The sequence below is a fragment of the Providencia sp. PROV_01 genome (assembly GCF_053098325.1).
Map to the genome: position 1 here is coordinate 1,801,197 of NZ_JBRFKD010000002.1, position 18,952 is coordinate 1,820,148.

At 39.3% G+C, this 18,952-nt stretch carries 18 protein-coding genes; 8 read left to right on the forward strand and 10 right to left on the reverse strand.

Annotation, left to right across the window (positions count from 1 at the left end):
* Positions 1-61 precede the first annotated feature (61 nt).
* Positions 62-1,102 carry a galactose-1-epimerase gene (locus ACU696_RS08715; protein ID WP_209101950.1) on the forward strand — a complete coding sequence of 347 codons (1,041 nt, stop codon included), beginning with the start codon at positions 62-64 and terminating at the stop codon, positions 1,100-1,102.
* A 72-nt stretch (positions 1,103-1,174) separates the two neighbouring features.
* On the opposite strand, the gene ACU696_RS08720 is transcribed toward ACU696_RS08715, so the two are convergent.
* From ACU696_RS08720 to prpB, 3 genes are all read right to left on the reverse strand, one after another.
* Positions 1,175-2,629: a bifunctional 2-methylcitrate dehydratase/aconitate hydratase gene (locus tag ACU696_RS08720; protein ID WP_004912992.1), complete on the reverse strand. Its 1,455-nt coding sequence runs from the start codon at positions 2,627-2,629 to the stop codon at positions 1,175-1,177.
* A gap of 11 nt (positions 2,630-2,640) precedes the next feature.
* Entirely contained in the window at positions 2,641-3,804 is a 1,164-nt protein-coding gene (gene prpC / locus ACU696_RS08725; RefSeq protein ID WP_004912990.1) for a bifunctional 2-methylcitrate synthase/citrate synthase, read from the reverse strand.
* A gap of 61 nt (positions 3,805-3,865) precedes the next feature.
* Positions 3,866-4,753 carry a methylisocitrate lyase gene (prpB, locus tag ACU696_RS08730; RefSeq protein ID WP_115166899.1) on the reverse strand — a complete coding sequence of 296 codons (888 nt, stop codon included), beginning with the start codon at positions 4,751-4,753 and terminating at the stop codon, positions 3,866-3,868.
* Between the two features lie 245 nt (positions 4,754-4,998).
* On the opposite strand from prpB, the gene prpR reads away from it, so the two are divergent.
* Positions 4,999-6,627 (forward strand): propionate catabolism operon regulatory protein PrpR, encoded by a 1,629-nt coding sequence (prpR, locus tag ACU696_RS08735; RefSeq protein ID WP_209102024.1) that lies wholly within the window; start codon positions 4,999-5,001, stop codon positions 6,625-6,627.
* Positions 6,628-7,225: 598 nt separating this feature from the next.
* Positions 7,226-8,368, forward strand: a complete 1,143-nt coding sequence (locus tag ACU696_RS08740; RefSeq protein WP_004912983.1) for an MFS transporter — start codon at positions 7,226-7,228, stop codon at positions 8,366-8,368.
* Between the two features lie 69 nt (positions 8,369-8,437).
* On the opposite strand, the gene ACU696_RS08745 is transcribed toward ACU696_RS08740, so the two are convergent.
* Complete coding sequence (locus ACU696_RS08745) at positions 8,438-9,382, reverse strand: ATP-grasp fold amidoligase family protein (RefSeq protein WP_109913350.1); 945 nt, start codon at positions 9,380-9,382, stop codon at positions 8,438-8,440.
* A 373-nt stretch (positions 9,383-9,755) separates the two neighbouring features.
* Complete coding sequence (locus ACU696_RS08750) at positions 9,756-10,853, reverse strand: fatty acid desaturase family protein (protein ID WP_209101954.1); 1,098 nt, start codon at positions 10,851-10,853, stop codon at positions 9,756-9,758.
* 553 nt (positions 10,854-11,406) lie between these two features.
* On the opposite strand from ACU696_RS08750, the gene ACU696_RS08755 reads away from it, so the two are divergent.
* From ACU696_RS08755 to fghA, 5 genes are all read left to right on the forward strand, one after another.
* Complete coding sequence (locus ACU696_RS08755) at positions 11,407-11,733, forward strand: DUF1090 family protein (protein ID WP_109913132.1); 327 nt, start codon at positions 11,407-11,409, stop codon at positions 11,731-11,733.
* 185 nt (positions 11,734-11,918) lie between these two features.
* Positions 11,919-12,836, forward strand: coding sequence for a bestrophin family protein (locus tag ACU696_RS08760; RefSeq protein ID WP_209101956.1), 918 nt, complete (start codon positions 11,919-11,921; stop codon positions 12,834-12,836).
* Between the two features lie 168 nt (positions 12,837-13,004).
* Positions 13,005-13,277: a formaldehyde-responsive transcriptional repressor FrmR gene (gene frmR / locus ACU696_RS08765; RefSeq protein WP_109913133.1), complete on the forward strand. Its 273-nt coding sequence runs from the start codon at positions 13,005-13,007 to the stop codon at positions 13,275-13,277.
* A 17-nt stretch (positions 13,278-13,294) separates the two neighbouring features.
* Complete coding sequence (locus tag ACU696_RS08770; RefSeq protein ID WP_004912967.1) at positions 13,295-14,407, forward strand: S-(hydroxymethyl)glutathione dehydrogenase/class III alcohol dehydrogenase; 1,113 nt, start codon at positions 13,295-13,297, stop codon at positions 14,405-14,407.
* A gap of 10 nt (positions 14,408-14,417) precedes the next feature.
* Positions 14,418-15,254 (forward strand): S-formylglutathione hydrolase, encoded by an 837-nt coding sequence (fghA, locus tag ACU696_RS08775; protein ID WP_209101959.1) that lies wholly within the window; start codon positions 14,418-14,420, stop codon positions 15,252-15,254.
* 74 nt (positions 15,255-15,328) lie between these two features.
* Here fghA and ACU696_RS08780 read toward each other — a convergent pair whose 3' ends face one another.
* The 5 genes from ACU696_RS08780 to ACU696_RS08800 all read right to left on the reverse strand — a co-directional run bounded on the left by ACU696_RS08780 (position 15,329) and on the right by ACU696_RS08800 (position 18,952).
* Positions 15,329-15,547, reverse strand: a complete 219-nt coding sequence (locus tag ACU696_RS08780; RefSeq protein ID WP_004912961.1) for a HEAT repeat domain-containing protein — start codon at positions 15,545-15,547, stop codon at positions 15,329-15,331.
* 278 nt (positions 15,548-15,825) lie between these two features.
* Positions 15,826-16,038 (reverse strand): HEAT repeat domain-containing protein, encoded by a 213-nt coding sequence (locus ACU696_RS08785; protein ID WP_004912957.1) that lies wholly within the window; start codon positions 16,036-16,038, stop codon positions 15,826-15,828.
* Between the two features lie 303 nt (positions 16,039-16,341).
* Entirely contained in the window at positions 16,342-17,130 is a 789-nt protein-coding gene (locus tag ACU696_RS08790; RefSeq protein ID WP_245211125.1) for a heme ABC transporter ATP-binding protein, read from the reverse strand.
* A 2-nt stretch (positions 17,131-17,132) separates the two neighbouring features.
* Positions 17,133-18,134: a FecCD family ABC transporter permease gene (locus tag ACU696_RS08795; RefSeq protein WP_117162498.1), complete on the reverse strand. Its 1,002-nt coding sequence runs from the start codon at positions 18,132-18,134 to the stop codon at positions 17,133-17,135.
* The gene (locus ACU696_RS08800) at positions 18,131-18,952 is read right to left on the reverse strand and encodes a heme/hemin ABC transporter substrate-binding protein (protein ID WP_004912949.1); all 822 of its coding nucleotides are present in this window, start codon (positions 18,950-18,952) and stop codon (positions 18,131-18,133) included. Before ACU696_RS08800 ends, ACU696_RS08795 begins: the two co-directional genes overlap by 4 nt.

An 18,952-nucleotide genomic window follows, 5' to 3' on the forward strand; every position in this document is an offset into this window, starting at 1 on the left:
AACATGTAGCAAACTCTACAAATTTGAACTCTATAGTGATTATTGAATGATTGAGGAAAAAATGCGGTTAACTCAAGAACAATGTCAGACATTTCGCGCTCCAAAAGTAATTGCCCTTACGAATCAAAATGGTATGAAGGTTATTCTCAGTAGCTTAGGAGCTAGTTGGCTTAGCTGTATACTTCCGTTAACAACAGGAAAGCGAGATGTTGTTTTGGGTTCACCCAATATGGCGAAACAGATGGAGCAAGGGGTATATCTTGGTTCGATAGTCGGGCGAGTAGCTAACCGTATAAATAACTCTCAATTTACGCTAAATAAGCAACATTATCAGGTAACGGGTAACCAAGGAGTACATTGCCTTCATGGTGGAAAACATAATTTTAGTCACCGTATATGGGGTATTTTTCAACCAACTCCACAGAAAGCTATTTTTTCTTTGGCGTCTCCTGCTGGCGAACAAGGTTTTCCGAGCCAGTTAGACGTTGAAGTGAGTTATGAACTTACAGAAGATAATCAAGTGGTTATCCATCATAACTACCAAGCTACCGATGCTTGCCCTGTTAACCTTGCGAATCACATCTATTTTAACTTAGCAGGAGAGGATTCGGTTAGAACGGCTTTAGAGCATGATTTATATATTGATGCAGACCAATATTTGCCAACAGATATGGACGGTATTCCAACGGGGGAATGGCATAATGTTGCAGAAACAAATTTTGATTTTCGCCAAAGTAAGCGAATTGGCCGGGATTTTTTACAAGATGATGTGCAGCGTCGTGTTGGGGGCTATGACCATACGTTTATATTAAACAACGCATTAACTGATGGTGAGCAGACAGTCGCAATCCTCAGCGCACCAAGTGGTGATGTGTGCCTCAATATCGCCACTACACAGCCTGCATTACATGTGTACAGTGGAAATAATCTGTTTGCAACGTCAGGGAAAACCCGAACGTATGTCCCTTATTCAGGGGTAGTGATGGCTACTCAGTTTCCAACAGACGGCATTAATCATTCGGAGTGGGGCACGCGATACAGCTCGATTGCTCTTTCTCAACAAGTGTATCGAAGCCAAACTCGTTACCAATTTATTTTCTAATCTAGCTGGTGAATATTCAGCGCCTCTATATTAAGGCGCTGAATTGAATTACTGGTTAATAATTATTTAGACTTAAATAACAAACAAATCCAGATATTCATTGACGGGCATTTTTTCTAGCATGGGTTTATCGAGAGAGGCTTTTAGAATTCGAATTTGTTGGGCTTCTGGGAATTGCCTTGCTAAATTAATTCTAAATTTATTCAATAACAATGGCATACCCTCTTTGCGGCGGCGTTTGTGACCAACTGGGTATTCGATAACAACTTCATCAAGCACTTGCCCATCTTTCAATGTGATGGTTAACCCGTTGCTAATCGAACGTTTTTCAGGATCATGATAATCTCGAGTAAACTGTGCATCTTCGGTGCAATACATTTTTGCACGTAATGCATCAATACGCGCATCTTTGGCAATATTGTCTTCATAATCAGCTGCGGTTAAACGACCAAAAATTAATGGGATAGCAACCATATATTGGATGCAATGATCTCTATCTGCCGGGTTATTTAATGGGCCTTTTTTATCAATAATACGAATACAAGCCTCATGGGTACGAATGGCAATAGACTCAATATCTTGTGCCGATTTCCCTAATTTCTCAAGGGTTTGATAGAGTTGTAAAGCTGCTTCTACCGCTGTTTGGGAATGAAACTCAGCAGGGAAAGAAATCTTAAACAACACATTTTCCATGACATATGAGCCATAAGGGCGTTGAAAACGCAGTGGTTGTCCATTAAATAAAACATCGTAGAAGCCCCATGTTTTTGCGGTTAACGCCGTTGGGTAGCCCATTTCTCCTTTTTGAGCCATTAAAGCCAACCGAACTGCACGGGATGTGGCATCACCGGCTGCCCATGATTTACGGGACCCTGTATTGGGGCTATGGCGGTAGGTACGTAAGCTGTGCCCATCAATCCATGCTTGGGAAACGGCATTGAGAATTTGATCTCTTTCCAGCCCTAATAAATGTGCAACAACCGCAGTTGAGGCTACTTTAACTAAAATGACATGATCAAGGCCAACTTGGTTAAAGGCGTTTTCTAACGCAATACAACCTTGAATTTCATGCGCTTTAATTAATGCAGTCAAAACATCTCTAATGACTAGTGGCGCTTTGCCTTTAGCAATGTTTTCACGTGAAAGCCAGTCAGCCGTCGCCAAAATACCGCCAAGGTTATCTGATGGATGGCCCCATTCGGCAGCAAGCCAAGTGTCATTAAAATCGAGCCAGCGGCACATGGTACCAAGATTAAAAGCGCCTTGCACAGGATCTAATTGAAATTGTGTGCCTGGGATTTTTGCTCCATTTGGCACAATTGTTCCTGGCACAATAGGTCCTAATAATTTTTTACATGCGGGGTATTCAAGGGATTCCATACCGCAACCCAGCGTGTCGAGCAGGCAATGATAAGCTGTATCATAGGCGAGGTCAGAAATAATCGGGTAATCCATTACATAATCAACAATATCGCTGATCACTTTATCAAATTCAATTTGTTGCGAACGCACGGTTTGTGTTGTCATTAGGTTACCTTTTAACGCTGTTCTATAGGAGTAAATAATTGATTTTCAGGCCCAATGTAGTTGGCTGAAGGACGAATAATTTTATTATCTTGTCGTTGTTCAATAATATGGGCTGACCAGCCAGCGGTACGCGCCATAACAAATAACGGGGTAAACATAGCGGTGGGGATGCCCATCAGGTGATAAGCCACAGCCGAAAACCAATCTAAGTTGGGAAACATGTTTTTCTCACGTTTCATCACGGACTCAATGCGATCCGCAACGGTATAAAGATGCCGGTTTAAACTTTGCTCTGATAACTGTAAAGCAACAGATTTGATAATGGGATGACGAGGGTCTGCGAGGGTATAAACTGGATGGCCAAAACCAATGATAACCTCACTATTTTTAATGCGTGCGGTAATATCGTGTTCCGCTTCGTCCATCGAGGCATAACGTTGCTGAATTTCTAAAGAAACTTCATTTGCGCCGCCATGTTTTGGACCACGCAGCGCGGCAATTGCCCCTGTCATCGCTGAGTAAAAATCCGTACCTGTCCCAGCAATAACCCTTGCTGCAAATGTGGATGCGTTAAATTCATGTTCCGCATATAAAATTGCCGTAATATGCATGAATTTTTCCCATTGAGCAGGAGGTTTTTTACCGTGTAATAGGTGTAAGAAATGCGCACCAATCGAATCATCATCTGTTTGGGTTTCAATACGCCGTCCATGGTGGCTAAAGTGGTACCAGTACAACAATATCGACCCTAATGACGCTAATAAGCGATCAGCGATATCTCTAGCACCAGAAAAAGGGTGCGATTCTTTTTCTGGTAAAACACAGCCCATCATTGATACGCCTGTGCGCATGACATCCATCGGGTGTGCGTTAGCGGGTATTGATTCTAACGTCTGTTTAACGCTTGCCGGTAACCCTCGAAGGGATTGCAGTTTTTCTTTGTATGCAACGAGTTCAGTTGCCGTAGGGAGCCTTTCATGGATGAGCAAATGTGCGATTTCTTCAAATTCACATTGTGTTGCCAAGTCGTGAATATCAAACCCGCGATAATGCAGGTCATTACCATTACGCCCAACGGTACAAAGGGCCGTGTTTCCGGCTGCTACACCAGAAAGTGCAACTGATTTTTTAGGTTTAAATTGAGGAGTTTCAGTGTGGTTAAGTTGTTCATTCATCATTTATTCCTTGTAGGGGACTGAGGTAATGCAACTTTCGGTAATAATAAGTAATTAAAAATTAAGATTTTTTCTGTGAAAATAATGCATCCAGTTTTTGCTCATAATCGTAATAATGAATACTCTGATACAGCTCTTCTCGAGTTTGCATTAGCGGAATGACACTTTTTTGCGTGCCTTCTTTACGTAATGTTGTATAAACCTGTTCAGCCGCTTTGTTCATGGCGCGAAATGCAGAAAGTGGATATAGTGCGATGGCAATGCCAACACTGCGTAATTCATCAAGAGTAAACAGTGGGGTTTGGCCAAATTCAGTTAAATTGGCCAGTACGGGAGCAGAGGTGTTATTTGTAAATTTTTGATACATAGAGAGTTCTGTAATAGCTTCTGGGAAAAGCATGTCCGCGCCTGCGTCTAAGTAAGCTTGTGCACGTTCCAGTGCGGCATCAATGCCTTCTACCGCTAATGCATCAGTTCGAGCCATAATCACAAAACTGTCATCGGTTCGTGCATCAACAGCTGCTTTGATGCGGTCGACCATTTCTTGTGTCGAAACAATTTCTTTATTAGGGCGGTGGCCACAACGTTTGGCACCCACTTGGTCTTCAATATGTAACCCTGCTGCACCTGCTTTACAAAAGGATTTCACGGTACGGGCAACGTTAAAAGCGGAAGGGCCAAAGCCAATATCGGCGTCAACCATTAGTGGTAAGTCACAGACGTCGGTAATGCGTCGAATATCAATTAAAACATCATCTAACGTTGAAATACCTAAGTCAGGCATACCTAATGATCCTGCGGCTACGCCACCCCCAGATAAATAAATAGCTTTATAGCCAGCTTGTTTTGCAAGGAGTGCGTGGTTGGCATTGATCGTTCCAACAAGCTGCAATGGCGACTCTTGCTTGATAGCCTCGCGAAATTTGTGTCCTGCACTAAATGATGACATAGCGGCCTCATAAAATGTTAATCAGTTGTAATGAGATTAGGGTAACAATAGTCATATAGCAATTGGCGTGCCAACCTTGAATTAAGAGGTGTGGGAATATAAATTTATTAAAAATCAATTGGATATTGATTTTTCTGGTTTGTGATAGAAAAAACAAAGTTAAAATAATCAGTTGGAATGTTTCAATGAAACAATATATTGTTAAGTGAAACGGAAATGAAACACGATGAGAAGGTATGGCGATGATGGATAAACCGATTATTTGGACGGTTTCAGTGTCCCGGTTATTTACACTGTTTCGAGATATCAGCCCAGAATTTAGTGAACAAGCGGAAATCACACCACTTAATCTTGGTTTTGAACAGGCGGTAGAGGCCGTTCGTCAACGATTACAGGAAGGGCATTGTGACGCCATTATTAGTGCGGGTTCAAATGGTGCTTATTTAAAAAGCCATGTTTCAGTACCGGTTATTATCGTGAAAACCAGCGGGTTTGATGTTATGCAAGCATTAGCCAAAGCACGAGAAATTAGCGATAAAATTGGGATCATCAATTATAAAAAGCCATTTTCATCATTAGATGAATTTCAGCAGCGTTTTGGTTTGCAAATTGAACAGCGTAGCTATGTTACCGCAGAGGATGCGAGAGCTCAGCTTAAGGCACTGAAAGCTTTGGGGATCTCCGTTGTGGTGGGCGCTGGGTTAATCATGGACTTAGCAGATGAAATGGGGATGACAGGGGTTTTTGTTTATTCCACACAAACCATACGGCAAGCATTTTCAGATGCTATCGAATTAAGCCTGATGTCGAGGCGTGAAAACCATTCGCAAGACAAATATCTCCCCCCTAACCCTGCAAAAGTTCGCTATACCATTAATGACCTGATTGGTTCATCATTACAGATGGAACGTGTTAGGCAAACCATTATGTTGTATGCACGCTCTGATGCAACAGTATTGGTTCAAGGTGCGAGTGGAACAGGGAAAGAGATGGTGGCACAAGCTATTCATCACGAATACACCTTATTCAATCAACATAAGCGCAGCAAACAACAAATGCCTTTTGTGGCTGTGAACTGCGGGGCGATACCTGAAACATTATTAGAAGCCGAATTATTTGGCTATGAAGAAGGTGCCTTTACGGGGGCTCGCCGCGGTGGCCGAGCAGGCTTATTTGAACTGGCGAATGGGGGAACACTGTTTTTAGATGAAATTGGTGAAATGCCTATTGCATTACAAACAAAGTTATTACGAGTGCTCGAAGAGCGTTCGGTAGTGCGAGTTGGTGGGTATAAACCGTTACAAGTCAATGTTCGGGTCATTTGTGCAACCCACTGTGATTTAGACGGTTGGGTAAAAGAAGGGCGCTTTCGAGCTGATCTATTTTATCGGCTCGGGGTACTAAGAATGCGAGTACCAGCGCTCAATGAACGTGGCGATGATATTTTTGTATTAGCGGAGCGGCTGCTTAAATTAGCCTTTGCAGGATTAAGATTGCCTTTACCTTCCTTTCGTGTACAGCAACTAATTGTATGTAAAGAATTTTTTCTTGAGTATTCATGGCCCGGCAATGTTCGAGAACTCAGAAACTTAATGGAGCGAGTCGCGCTGTATTGCAGTGCTTACCCAGAAAAAGCGATCACAACACAAATGTTAATAAGTTTATCTCCAGAAAGGCAGGGTAGCGAACACAAGGACGTCGTAATAAAAGATAAATCACATGAACCATTAGAAGACGTAATGGCAAGATTTAATGGGGATCGTAAAGCGGTGGCCGAGTATTTAGGAATTAGTAGGACTACGTTATGGCGCCGACTTTCCTCCCATTCCTCCAGACCGAATTCTCGTATTGCACTAAGGAAGAGTAAGAATTAGTATTTTTATGCATTCCTCTAATTCGATTTATAGTGTTTTCACTAAATTTTAATGAACCTCTATTAATTTTTAAATAAAAAGAAAAAATAAGGGAATAACAAACAAAAAAGTGAAATAAATTGTTTTAGTAAATTGAGCAAGGCAAATTTGCTTTATCAATCAGCTTATGCAGCAGGAGAAAACAATAAATAATTTTTTTTGTGATTAAGCACTTTTTAGGTTCCTTATATTTAGTTTAAGTTGTATCTAAAAGTAACAGAGGTGGTTTTGCATGTTGTTTTTATAACTAACTGTTATTTAGGTAATTAGTTTCTTTTTCTTGCCATTTTTGAACAGGGTTTACCTACAAAAAAAACGTGATTTTTCTCACATAAATTATTTTGTTAGTCACCATTAGATTTTCTCATTTTAACTTCGTGATTGAACGTTCTATATTGCGCTCAAATTAGTCTTATCTTTGTTTTTTTACTACTGCACTAATCGCCGAAATGTGTTCTTTCTTGGGAACACAATGTTGTCGTATTCTACGATGTAGTTGCAGCGCATATTATTTATTTTGTTAGTTGGAGAGTGGGGCGTGAATCAGTCCACTACTATCATGCGCAAACGCGACAATGCATTCGTTCCTGTTGCAGGGTTAACGATTTTTGCTATTGCATCGGGTTATTTAATGAGCTTAATCCCATTATCTATGGGAAGCTTTGGTATTGATACGCAATATGCCGGCTGGTTAGCGAGCGCGTATTATATTGGTTTATTAATTGGCTCAATGTTAATTGAACCTATTATTGCCAAAATAGGCCATCGTCTTGCGTTTATTGGTTTTTTATTGATGCTTGCCGCGACAGTTATCGTACTGCCATGGACGCCAACCATTGAAGCTTGGTTGCCGAACCGCTTAATTGCAGGGGTTGCGGTGGCGGGTATTTTTGTGGTTGTCGAGTCTTGGTTATTGATTGGCGATAATCCGAAAGAGCGTGCTAAACGTTTAAGTTTTTATATGACGTCATTGTATGGCGGAACAACACTTGGCCAGCTTGCTATTGGTGTTATTGGAACCCATGGTGCTTATCCATTTATGGTGGTATTAGGGTTATTATTATTAGCGGTAATGCCACCGTTATTAGTGCGCCAAGGTCAGCCAGAAAGTGGTTCTCATCAGAAACTCTCATTGAAAAAAATTGCTCGTTTAAGTAAACCTGCAATTATTGGCTGTATGGTTTCTGGTATTACTATGGGAACTATTTATGGGCTAATGCCGTTATCATTGAAAAAAGACCAATTCACCACTGACCAAGTCGGTGTGTTGATGGCCTCAATTATTCTTGGTGGGATGTTAATACAGCCAGTTGTTAGTAAATTATCTATCTTAATGAGTAAAACCTTGTTGCTTGCAATGGTTTCATTATTAGGTGTTTTTGCGATGGGTGTTATTTATATTTCGAGTGATTATTTGGTGATGATCGTTGCTTTAGCGTTACTCGGTATGTCAACTTTTGCCTTATACCCGGTAGCGATAACATTAGCGTGTGATAGCCTAGATTCCTCCTACATTGTGGCAGCAACTCAGGTGATGTTGTTTAGTTACAGTATCGGTTCAGCAATGGGACCTATCGCCGCTGGGACATTTTTAGGCCAACATAATGGTTTAGTGAATTTTTTCTTTATTGTGCTGTTAGTAACTGCAATTTATATGTTAATTGCCAGCTTACGTCGCAAAGCCAGTGTGTTAGCAAATTAATTTTATCAATAAATAAAACCAATAAATAAAAAGCTCTGTGAATTATTGCAGAGCTTTTTTGTATTCTAATTATTTCTTTTTATTCACGGTTGAAGGTGCCAGTTGTGCTTCAATGGGGGAATGCCTAGTGTTACGTACAATACGTTGTTCCCAAAGCTCCCCTAATTTGAAATCCCATGACAGCGGTGATATTTTTGTTCTACCTGCATTTGGAGCGAAAGTGAGTTCGCTGAAATACAACGTATTTTCATCAGACATCAAAAAATCAGCTCGGCAATAATCAAAAGGAGTGACGAGTATTTCTGCTAACCGTAACATCTCTTTGAATAATGGCGGTTCAGATACGGGTTCTAGCATGTTTGGATAACCAAAAGTCACGGGTTGTAACTGCCAGTTGATATCATAAATATTAATAAATTCATTACCAAATTCGTCGGTATAGTCAATTTCTGCATAGACAGGCTTACCGGAAAAACAATGAACCCGGCATGTTTCTGGTACTAACTTCCGGTTTTTATTAGCGAATAAATCAATATATTCTTCACACATAATTTGTGCGGGAATAGTTTTATAATGACGCTCTCGAGTAATATAGTAAAGATTTTTAGTTAAATGAAAATCCAATTTGTTTTTAGCTTTTAGCCAATTAAATTGTGCTTTGTTTCGACAAATAATACTACTGCCACTGTCGTGATTACATTTTAAAACAAAACGCTCTGGCAGTTTGCTTATATCAATTTCATCGACATTTTTATAAGTATCAATGATAGGAACTAAATATTCATTTCCTATTGTACGTGAGATATATTCCCTTACCGTAAGTTTATCTGCAAATTGTGAATATAATGGGTTTTTATCTCGCAACATTCTAAAATTCACTTTCTCATTAAAGCTTTTTGGGGCTTTAAAGTCAGGGCGGTAATTGAGTTTTTTAGTAAATTTATTAGTGAGATATGTTTTGTCACTCATAATGAGTGTACGTAATTTTTTTATAAAATACTCTGCTTTTTTCATGCGAGCACCAACCATTCTAAAATTGTAGTGTGTAAATGAAATCTAATTTTTATTTGATTATATTTTTTATAACTTAAATAAAACATCAATAAATGTAACGGTCAATTTAATAATTTCTTAATAAATAAATAGTAAACAAAAGATAAATAAAGGTCATTTTGTTAATAATAGCCGGGTATCTGTCTGCTTTTATATCAATAATTAAATCAATCGTTTTAATTATTCGTCATTAATAATAAGGGTATTGCCTATTTAAAGTGTAACATAGGCAAGAAAGATAGACCTTAAGGGTTTATTTAGATAATGACCTCTAAACAAATGGATTTAGAGATGGCATTTTAGAAAGTTGTTATTTTTTAAATTACTAAAATTGTTATTGCAGTGGCGGTTGTCCCATTTGTTTTAAAAATCGTATTTGAGCTGCAACGAGTTGTTTGTAATCAATACAACGGTATGGCATATCGTACTGTTGGGCCAATTTGGCTAAGATGTGTGCTAGAGCAGGGTAATGGCGATGGTGCCAATGAGGGAAAAGATGATGTGTAAGGTGGTAATTTAATCCCCCAGTTAAGCGCCATAAAAAATGGGGGGTTGGTAGCCAGTCACAAGCCGTGACAAAATTATGGTGGTACCAGCCATGCGTGATTTGTTTATCCTCAGGTGCAGTAAAAAACTGTGTCTCTGCCCAATGTGTTCCTAATAATAAATAAATTACAAAAATGGAAGCAACCATTTGGCTCAACAAGTACGTGATAAATATTGCAGTTAAGCTGATCCCATGATGGTGAGCCACTATTACTGGGATACCAAGCATCAATATTAAGTGTCCTATCTTGCTACCTAAAAATAACCCCCAACCTAGTTTACCTTCTAAAACTTTCTGTGTTTTTAAGTGTGTTTTCCCCGTTCGATCAGACCAATCAAACACCAGAGTTATCCATGTGAGTGACAATGATGCGACGAAAGGCCAATAAATATGTTGATATTTCATAAAAGGCCGCCAACGCTGAAAGGGTGTTTGGCGGAATATGCCATTTTCTTCAGTGTCTAAATCATAATGTTCGATATTGGCATAATGGTGGTGATAATGAACGTGGCGTGTGCGCCAAAATTCCGGTTCTAATCCTAAGGGTAATGTAACTAAACGCCCAAATAACCGATTTTTCCAGCCGGATTTAAATAAGGTATTATGGCAGGCGTCATGTTGGCCAATCACATTTAATAGCATGATGAGTAAGACAAATACAAAATAGGACAATATGTAAACTGTGGTAGATATTGTAATGAGAATTGGAAGATAACTCAGAATAGCAACAATAAACAAGACGCCAATTGCAGCAAGGTCAGCTAGGCTGGCATACACGTGATCGTGCTTAGTTTGCAGATATTCCTGACTTGCTTGTTTTAATGCGGTATGAAATTGTTGTTCGTTAGCATTGGCGAACTTGAGTTCGAATTCGGTGTGATGCATGTGATTCTCATTTGAGGTTATCTTCTTTATATTCAAAGAGTATATCTTTACTCAGTAAACCGTCGTAAACAAATATGCAAGGAGGTGGGAGTTTAGGCTTATTCTGAATCAGATATCATGGAAAAATTAAATCTCGAAAATTTAAATGCGTTTTTTTGATGAAAATAGTAGAAATTAATATTAATGCGGATAAGAGATTAAATACGAGATATGGATTAATTAAATTGATATGTTGTTTTATGAAGCATTTGGTAATAATACGTATTGCTTACCTACTGAGGTACGGAAACTAGCTACATCCTTGTAGAATAATCCTTTAATATTAAAGTATCAGGGAAAAATGTGTCTGTCTGTAATAAATCATGTAAAAAAAACATTTTAACTTAATACTCATCATTAATAATAAATGATTGTTATCATTTTAGGTGGGTTTATTTTAATTACTCGTTATATTTGTTTGGCCTAAGCTAAATTAGGAGCTTGCCTATATTAATAATGTGCCAAAATGATGAAATAGCCACAGGTAAATTATTTTTTGAATTAGGAATGTGACATGAAAAAAATACTGTTAATAATTTTATCAACACTGATTATTCCAGTATCCGCTCAAGCCGGTTATAAATATTATGGTTGTGATAAAAAAATCTATCAATTAGAAAAACAGCTAAAATATGCCAAAATGCACGGTAATCGAAATAGAGTCATGGGGTTAGAGCGTGCTATTTCAAATGTACAAAATAACTGCTACGACCATTATTCCGGAGCCACAGGCCCAACTAAATTAAATCATCGATATAGTTTTACTGAAACGGATCATTTAGAGCAGCAGATAGAAGCGTTACAAGATGAAATTGAGCGTTTAAAAGCCGCAAAAAACTAGCTTAATAAGTAATATTAAAATCAAATATTACTTATAAACGAAAACCGTGTTGGATGAATTTAGCGCTATTGCTGCTTGTCATAATTATTGTGATATTCACTTTAATTGTTGTTTGGCTATAGCGCATTGAATTAATCAATGAAATAATAAGTTAATGTCGTTTTCTTAATTCAATATGTCTTCTTATGGTTATTCGTCCTCATCAGCACTGGTTTTTTCGGTTATTCGACTGGCATGGTTCTGTACTGTCAAAAATAACATTTCGGCTTTCTCTAAATATAATGATATCTATCGTAGCAGTACTCAGTTTTCAATGGTACGAACGATTAGGTATACACTTAACGATTGCTCCTTTTAGCTTACTGGGGATTGCCATCGCAATCTTCCTCGGTTTTCGTAATAATGCCTGTTACAGCCGTTTGATTGAGGCGCGAACGCTTTGGGCTTCGTTATTAATTAATCAAAGAAATATTTTAAGGAATATTAAAGGGTTATTACCTAATGACCAATTAGCTCAAAAGGAGTTTGCGAATCTGTTGATTGCTTTTGGTTGGAGCCTTAAACACGAACTAAGAAAAACCAGTCCAATCATTGACTTGTACCGGTTATTACCTCGAAATATTTTTGATGAGGTTATCCGAAGTCCGTTTCCCACTAGCCGAATATTGTTGCAGATTGGCCTAAAGGTGGGGGAATTACGTGATAAAAAAGTCATCAGCGATGTACTCTTTCAAGCCATTAATAAAGATATTAATGCATTATCGGACGTACTTGGTGGCTGTGAACGTATTTCGAATACGCCGATCCCGTTTGCGTATACGTTAATTTTACAGCGAACAGTCTATCTATTTTGTTCGTTACTTCCTTTTGCATTAGTCGTAGACCTACATTTTATGACGCCATTTGTTTCTGTTTTTATTTCTTATACCTTCCTAGCGTGGGATGCATTAGCAGAAGAACTCGAAGATTCTTTTGGGATTGCTGCAAATGATTTACCGCTTAATGCTATTTGTAATAGTATTGAACGTAATGCATTGGATATGTTAGATATTCAACCACTTCCCCCTCAGTATCAGCCAGATAAATACTTTAACTTGTTGTAGCGTTAATCTATTTCTTATTGAAGACAGTAGAACGTGATATTCACGTTTTACTGTTTAACCTTTATACCTAATATTATTTTGTATTTTGGGGTCATAAAAATAAGCAATTCTGTACAGATAATCCTATAGATACTATACTCCCCCTATGTATATTAAAGAGGCTTAAATATGCCACATTCCCCAAAGGAAAAAAAAGCAGTCCTTACTCGGGTTAGAAAGCTGAAAGGGCAATTGTTTGCCTTGGAGTCGGCCTTGGAGGATGAAGTTGAATGTGCTGCCATTTTACAACAAATTGCTGCTATTCGCGGTGCAGTTAATGGTTTGATGGCAGGGGTATTAGAAAGTCATTTACGAGAAGGGCTTCAAGAGTCTGCGACAACACAGTTGCAAAAAGACTCAGTAGACGATGCTATCTCATTAATTCGTACCTATTTGCGGTAAATAAAGAAGGAATAACGATGAAATCACGTGCAGCAGTCGCATTTGGCCCAGGTGAGCCATTAAAAATTGTCGAAATTGATGTCATGCCACCAAAAGCTGGGGAAGTGTTAGTTAAAATTAGCCATACAGGTGTTTGTCATACTGACGCTTTTACATTGTCAGGAGATGACCCAGAAGGTTTGTTTCCTGTGGTATTAGGGCATGAAGGCGCAGGTGTTGTTGTCGAAGTCGGTGAAGGTGTTACCAGTGTTAGTGTGGGTGACCATGTCATTCCACTTTATACGGCAGAATGTGGGAAATGTGTTTTTTGCGAATCAGGTAAAACAAACTTATGCGTCTCTGTCAGAGAAACACAAGGTAAAGGTGTGATGCCAGATGGAACAACACGTTTTTCTTATAATGGCCAGCCAGTTTATCATTACATGGGCTGTTCAACATTCAGTGAATATACCGTTGTTGCCGAAGTCTCTTTGGCAAAAATTAACCCTCAAGCTAACCATGAAGAAGTTTGTTTATTAGGTTGTGGTGTGACAACCGGTATTGGCGCGGTACATAATACAGCTAAAGTGCAAGAAGGTGACTCAGTTGCTGTTTTTGGGCTCGGTGGTATTGGTCTGGCAGTTATTCAAGGGGCAAGGCAAGCAAAGGCTGGTCGTATTATTGCTATCGATACTAACCCCTCTAAGTTTGAATTAGCACGTCAATTTGGTGCGACAGAGTGTTTGAACCCTAATGATTTTGATAAGCCGATTCAACAGGTTCTGATTGAGAAAACCCAGTGGGGTGTTGACCATACCTTTGAATGTATTGGTAATGTGAATGTCATGCGTGCCGCACTTGAAAGTGCACATCGCGGATGGGGCCAATCGATTATCATTGGTGTCGCAGGAGCAGGGCAAGAGATTTCAACTCGTCCATTCCAATTAGTGACAGGGCGTTCATGGCGCGGTACGGCATTTGGTGGAGTGAAAGGCCGTAGCCAATTGCCAAAAATGGTTGAAGATGCCATGAAGGGGGATATTGAACTGTCTCCCTTTGTGACGCACACATTGCCATTAGACAGTATTAATGACGCATTCGATTTAATGCATGAAGGTAAATCAATCCGTACCGTTATTCACTATGATTAAGGAGTCTTTGATGGAGAGAATTGAACGCCATGCGTGTTTTGGGGGCTGGCAGGATGTTTATCAACATCAATCCACTGTGCTCGGCTGTGAAATGAAGTTCGCAGCCTATCTACCACCACAAGCGAAAACAGTCGCCTGCCCGGTGATTTATTGGTTATCAGGGTTAACCTGTAATGAGCAAAATTTTATCACTAAGGCGGGAGCCCAACAATTTGCGGCAAAATATGGCGTAATTCTTATTGCACCGGATACCAGCCCTCGCGGTACTGAAGTCGCTGATGACGAGGCCTATGATTTAGGGCAAGGTGCAGGTTTTTATGTTAATGCGCAGCAAGCTCCGTGGCGTAATCATTACAAAATGTATGATTATATTGTGTCTGAGCTACCTGATTTAATCGAAACACATTTACCTGTATCTGAAAAACGCGCTATTTTTGGCCATTCTATGGGTGGGCACGGCGCTTTAATGATTGGCCTACGTAATACAGGTCGATATTGTAGTTTATCTGCATTTTCTCCGATTGTTGCTCCAACTCAGGTTCCTTGGGGGCAAAAAGCGTTTATGGCTTATTTGGGGGAAGATACGGTTAGTTGGTCTCAATATGACACCGTTGAATTGCTCGAAAAGGCTGAGGCTATTCCACCTATTTTAGTGGATGTCGGTACTGCGGATCCTTTTTACCAAGAGCAACTGAAACCAGAGTTATTTGCGGATATTTGTGATAAAAAACAATTTGAATATTGTTTGAATCTGCGTGATGGGTATGATCACAGTTACTACTTTATTAGTAGTTTCATTGGTGAACATATTGCATTTCATGCACGATATTTAAGCGATAATAACTAAATATCATAAAGTGAGACCACTAATTGGTTTCACTTTACTATTTCCATTATTTTATCGTAATAATGCTCAAGTCACTATTCGACCACCTCATTGGAGAGCTTGCTAATTGCTTTAATTGCGCTGATTGCGACATCTTTATTTGGGTCATTACATAATTCAAGTAGGCGGTTAATCGTAATATGTTGTTTCAGCTGTATTTTACAATCGCCTAAAGCGGATATAGCGGCTATTTTTACATCATCATTTTTTCTTTTTGTTAAATCAAGTAATGTATTTATGACTTTGTTATCCATTCATTATCCTGCTAATAGGTATTAATAAATGAATTAAAACTCATTTATTTTTTAAGAGGGTAATTTCAATGTTTAAAATGCTACTATAAGGAGGTATTTATTGATATCAAAAAACACAACTAATTTGAGTGTAGTGTGGCTGAGCTAGCGTATGAATAGGTAGTAGACATTATTACCTATTCATATTTAGTGACTAGAGAGATCGAGAAAGTTAAATAAGTTTAATTAATAAGTTTTAATTTCAAGAAGAGTATTGATAAAAAGATATTGTTTGTATATTAAAAATGGTCGGAGAGTTTACTTAGCGCTTTTATTGCAGACACTGCGACATCTTTATTTGGGTCTTTACAGAGTTCAAGTAAGCGGTTGATTGCATTTTGTTGTTCAACGGTTACTTTATAATCTCCTAAGGCAGAAATAGCTGCAATTTTAACATCATCATTTCCACGATGCGTTAACTCAATTAATGTTTCAATAATATTGTTTTCCATGTAAACCCTTTGAAATACCTGCGCGATGCTTAGGTATTCTAAGTGAAATTACTTGAGATTTATTTTTGAAATTTACGGGTTTATTAACGGATTATATAGATTTTACACTTTTTTGGGCTAATAACTATTTTATTAACTGAAGTGCATCAAGAGAGTAAATACTATTGATGTAAAGACTAACACCATTAAAAGTTATTGATAACATATTAAAATCGGTATGGTTTAATAATTCTTTATTAAGATAAGAATATTAAAGTACTTTACCCTTAAAGTGAGTTGAATAAAGTACTTTTTAGATATTAGTTAATGGCGCAAATAAACATGAGGCGTGTTATTTTCTGGGTGTTGAGTAACACCTAGGTCAGCTTGATACCATTGAGTTAAATTTTCAGTTGTTAAAACTTCAATAGGGGAACCTTGAGCAACAAGCTTTCCATCATGAATTAATAACACTTTATCTGCATACAGAGCGGTTAAGTTAAGGTCATGCAATACACAGCAAACACCTAATGGTCGTTGACGCGTCAGTTGATGCAGTAACCGTAAGCTATGCTGTTGGTGATATAAATCAAGTGCTGAAGTGGGTTCATCAAGAAATAAGCAAGCGGGTTGAGCTGTCGGTTGCCATAATTGTGCTAATACTCGTGCTAATTGAACGCGTTGTTGCTCCCCCCCTGAAAGTCGGCGGTAATCCCGCTGCCGTAGTGATTGGCAACTGGTTTGTGTTAACGCCTCATCAATAGCGGTATTTTTATATTCAGAACCGTAGGGGGTTCTTCCCATAGCAACAACATCTTCAACAGTAAAAGCAAATTGTAAGTGGCTATGTTGCTTCATGACGGCACGTTTTTGCGCTAATTCGTTATGATCCCAGTCACTCATCGCTCGGCCTTCAATAAAACACGTGCCATGGGTTGGGGTGTTATAACCTGTTAGTAATTTTAATAGGCTGGATTTCCCTGCGCCATTTGGCCCAATGATCGCGACAAATTCCCCTTGCTCAATAGATAAACTCACATTATCTATCAGTGTCTTTTCACTGATTTTATAAGATAAATTTTGTGCTTCTAATAAGAACGGTTTGGTTTGCATATTTAGATTCTCCCTGCAGGCTGTCGCAAAATGAGCCATAAGAAGTAGGGGCCACCAATCAAGCCTGTCAGCAAGCCAACAGGAATTTCAGCAGGCGCAACCGCAGTTCTCGCTACCGTATCAGCAATCAGTAATAACCCCGCCCCTACGATAGCTGAACCAGGAATGAGCCAGCGATGGTCAGGGCCGAGTGTCATACGAATAAGGTGCGGAACAACGAGACCCACAAAACCAATAACCCCACTCATTGCAACAGCACAACCGACTAACATGGCGCTGAGGAATAATAAAATAAATTTGGTGCGTTCAACATTAAGCCCAAGGTAATGTGCATCTTCATCCCCTAATTGCAGAATGTTGAGCTTATTTCCCTGCATTAGGCAGATAACACAAATAGGAAGAATAACTGAAGCGGCAATGGTCAGTGACGTCCAGTCAACATTACCGAGTGTGCCCATCATCCATAAACTAAATGTCCTTAGCTGTTGATCATTACTGATATAACTAAGAACACCGATGAATGACATGCACAGTGCATTGATTGCGATGCCCGCGAGAAGTAATTTTGCGAGGTTGCCATTTGATGAACGATTTAAGCTAAAAATAATAAAAGAAACGGTTAGGCTACCAATAAAAGCAGCAGCAACATGGCCATAACCTTGCATCACAGTTGGTAATGAAACAGAGAAAACGATAAATGCGGCAACGGATAAAGCCGCACCACTACTGATACCGAGTAAGCTAGGGTCGGCAAGTGGATTACGAAATAACCCTTGCATAATGGCACCAGACACCGCCAAGGCAAGACCAACTAAGATGGCAATTAACACACGAGGAAGGCGAATATTCAGCCATATCTGCCAATCCGAGTCTGTGGCAGAAGCCTGCCACAGTGCTTTTAATGAAAAGTTCATGGCGCCTGCATTCGACGCGATGAGAACTAAACCACCAAGTGCTAACAATAAAATGATAATCACCAAAAATGGGTTTTTAAAGCGACTCATTGGGATTTTTCTAATGCCTCACGTAGTTGTTGCATGACTTTAGGCGTACCTAAACTGAAGGTGAGCATACCGACATCATCAACAACCAAAAGCGCTTTATTTTTTCCTGCGGGGGTCATTGACATTCCTTGTAAGTTCCACACTTTTTCTATTCCGCCTAATGATTTAACCCCTTCCTGAGTAAAAATGATTAAATCAGGCTGGCTTGATAGCAAACCCTCTTGGGATAAAGGACGGTAACTGTCGAAGCTGCTCATGGCATTTTTTGCACCGACTGCGTTAATCACGCTATCTGCTGCAGTGTGCTTTCCTGCTGCCAATGGTAGAACGCCGCCATGGCTCATAATGAACAGGACTTTTTTATCTATAGGTGCCGTATTTACTTGGCTAAGTTGTTGGTTAAATTGATTAACCAATTGTTTTCCTTGCTCTGTTTTACCGACCACATTAGCGATAGTGGTAATTTTTTCTGGAATGGCTTCTAAACTGGGTTTCCCTGTTACCTTAATAATTTTTACGCCACTTTTTTCGATTTGCGAGAGAGCCATTGAGGGTTTAGCTAACTCACTCGCAAGTACTAAAGTCGGACGCATTGACAACACGCCTTCCGCATTAAGCATACGCATATAGCCCACGTCAGGGAGCTTGGTCGCTTGCTCTGGATGAAGACTGGTGCTATCACGGGCAACGAGCTGTTCTTGTGCTCCGAGTGCATACACAATTTCAGTCACATCACCACCTAAGGTGACGATACGTTCTGCTGCATAAGAACTAACAGAGATAAACAGCGTTGATAAGATTAGAAGCCATTGTTTCAT

Bases quoted from the DNA above. Each gene is read 5' to 3' on its own strand.
- ACU696_RS08780 (WP_004912961.1), bottom strand. From the start codon at position 15,547: ATGGATAACAAAGTCATAAATACATTACTTGATTTAACAAAAAGAAAA.
- ACU696_RS08795 (WP_117162498.1), bottom strand. From the start codon at position 18,134: ATGAGTCGCTTTAAAAACCCATTTTTGGTGATTATCATTTTATTGTTA.
- ACU696_RS08720 (WP_004912992.1), bottom strand. From the start codon at position 2,629: ATGACAACACAAACCGTGCGTTCGCAACAAATTGAATTTGATAAAGTG.
- prpB (WP_115166899.1), bottom strand. From the start codon at position 4,753: ATGTCATCATTTAGTGCAGGACACAAATTTCGCGAGGCTATCAAGCAA.
- ACU696_RS08745 (WP_109913350.1), bottom strand. From the start codon at position 9,382: ATGAAAAAAGCAGAGTATTTTATAAAAAAATTACGTACACTCATTATG.
- ACU696_RS08755 (WP_109913132.1), top strand. From the start codon at position 11,407: ATGAAAAAAATACTGTTAATAATTTTATCAACACTGATTATTCCAGTA.
- prpC (WP_004912990.1), bottom strand. From the start codon at position 3,804: ATGAATGAACAACTTAACCACACTGAAACTCCTCAATTTAAACCTAAA.
- fghA (WP_209101959.1), top strand. From the start codon at position 14,418: ATGGAGAGAATTGAACGCCATGCGTGTTTTGGGGGCTGGCAGGATGTT.
- ACU696_RS08790 (WP_245211125.1), bottom strand. From the start codon at position 17,130: ATGCAAACCAAACCGTTCTTATTAGAAGCACAAAATTTATCTTATAAA.
- ACU696_RS08770 (WP_004912967.1), top strand. From the start codon at position 13,295: ATGAAATCACGTGCAGCAGTCGCATTTGGCCCAGGTGAGCCATTAAAA.
- ACU696_RS08715 (WP_209101950.1), top strand. From the start codon at position 62: ATGCGGTTAACTCAAGAACAATGTCAGACATTTCGCGCTCCAAAAGTA.
- ACU696_RS08785 (WP_004912957.1), bottom strand. From the start codon at position 16,038: ATGGAAAACAATATTATTGAAACATTAATTGAGTTAACGCATCGTGGA.
- ACU696_RS08760 (WP_209101956.1), top strand. From the start codon at position 11,919: ATGGTTATTCGTCCTCATCAGCACTGGTTTTTTCGGTTATTCGACTGG.
- ACU696_RS08750 (WP_209101954.1), bottom strand. From the start codon at position 10,853: ATGCATCACACCGAATTCGAACTCAAGTTCGCCAATGCTAACGAACAA.
- ACU696_RS08800 (WP_004912949.1), bottom strand. From the start codon at position 18,952: ATGAAACAATGGCTTCTAATCTTATCAACGCTGTTTATCTCTGTTAGT.
- ACU696_RS08740 (WP_004912983.1), top strand. From the start codon at position 7,226: ATGCGCAAACGCGACAATGCATTCGTTCCTGTTGCAGGGTTAACGATT.
- prpR (WP_209102024.1), top strand. From the start codon at position 4,999: ATGGATAAACCGATTATTTGGACGGTTTCAGTGTCCCGGTTATTTACA.
- frmR (WP_109913133.1), top strand. From the start codon at position 13,005: ATGCCACATTCCCCAAAGGAAAAAAAAGCAGTCCTTACTCGGGTTAGA.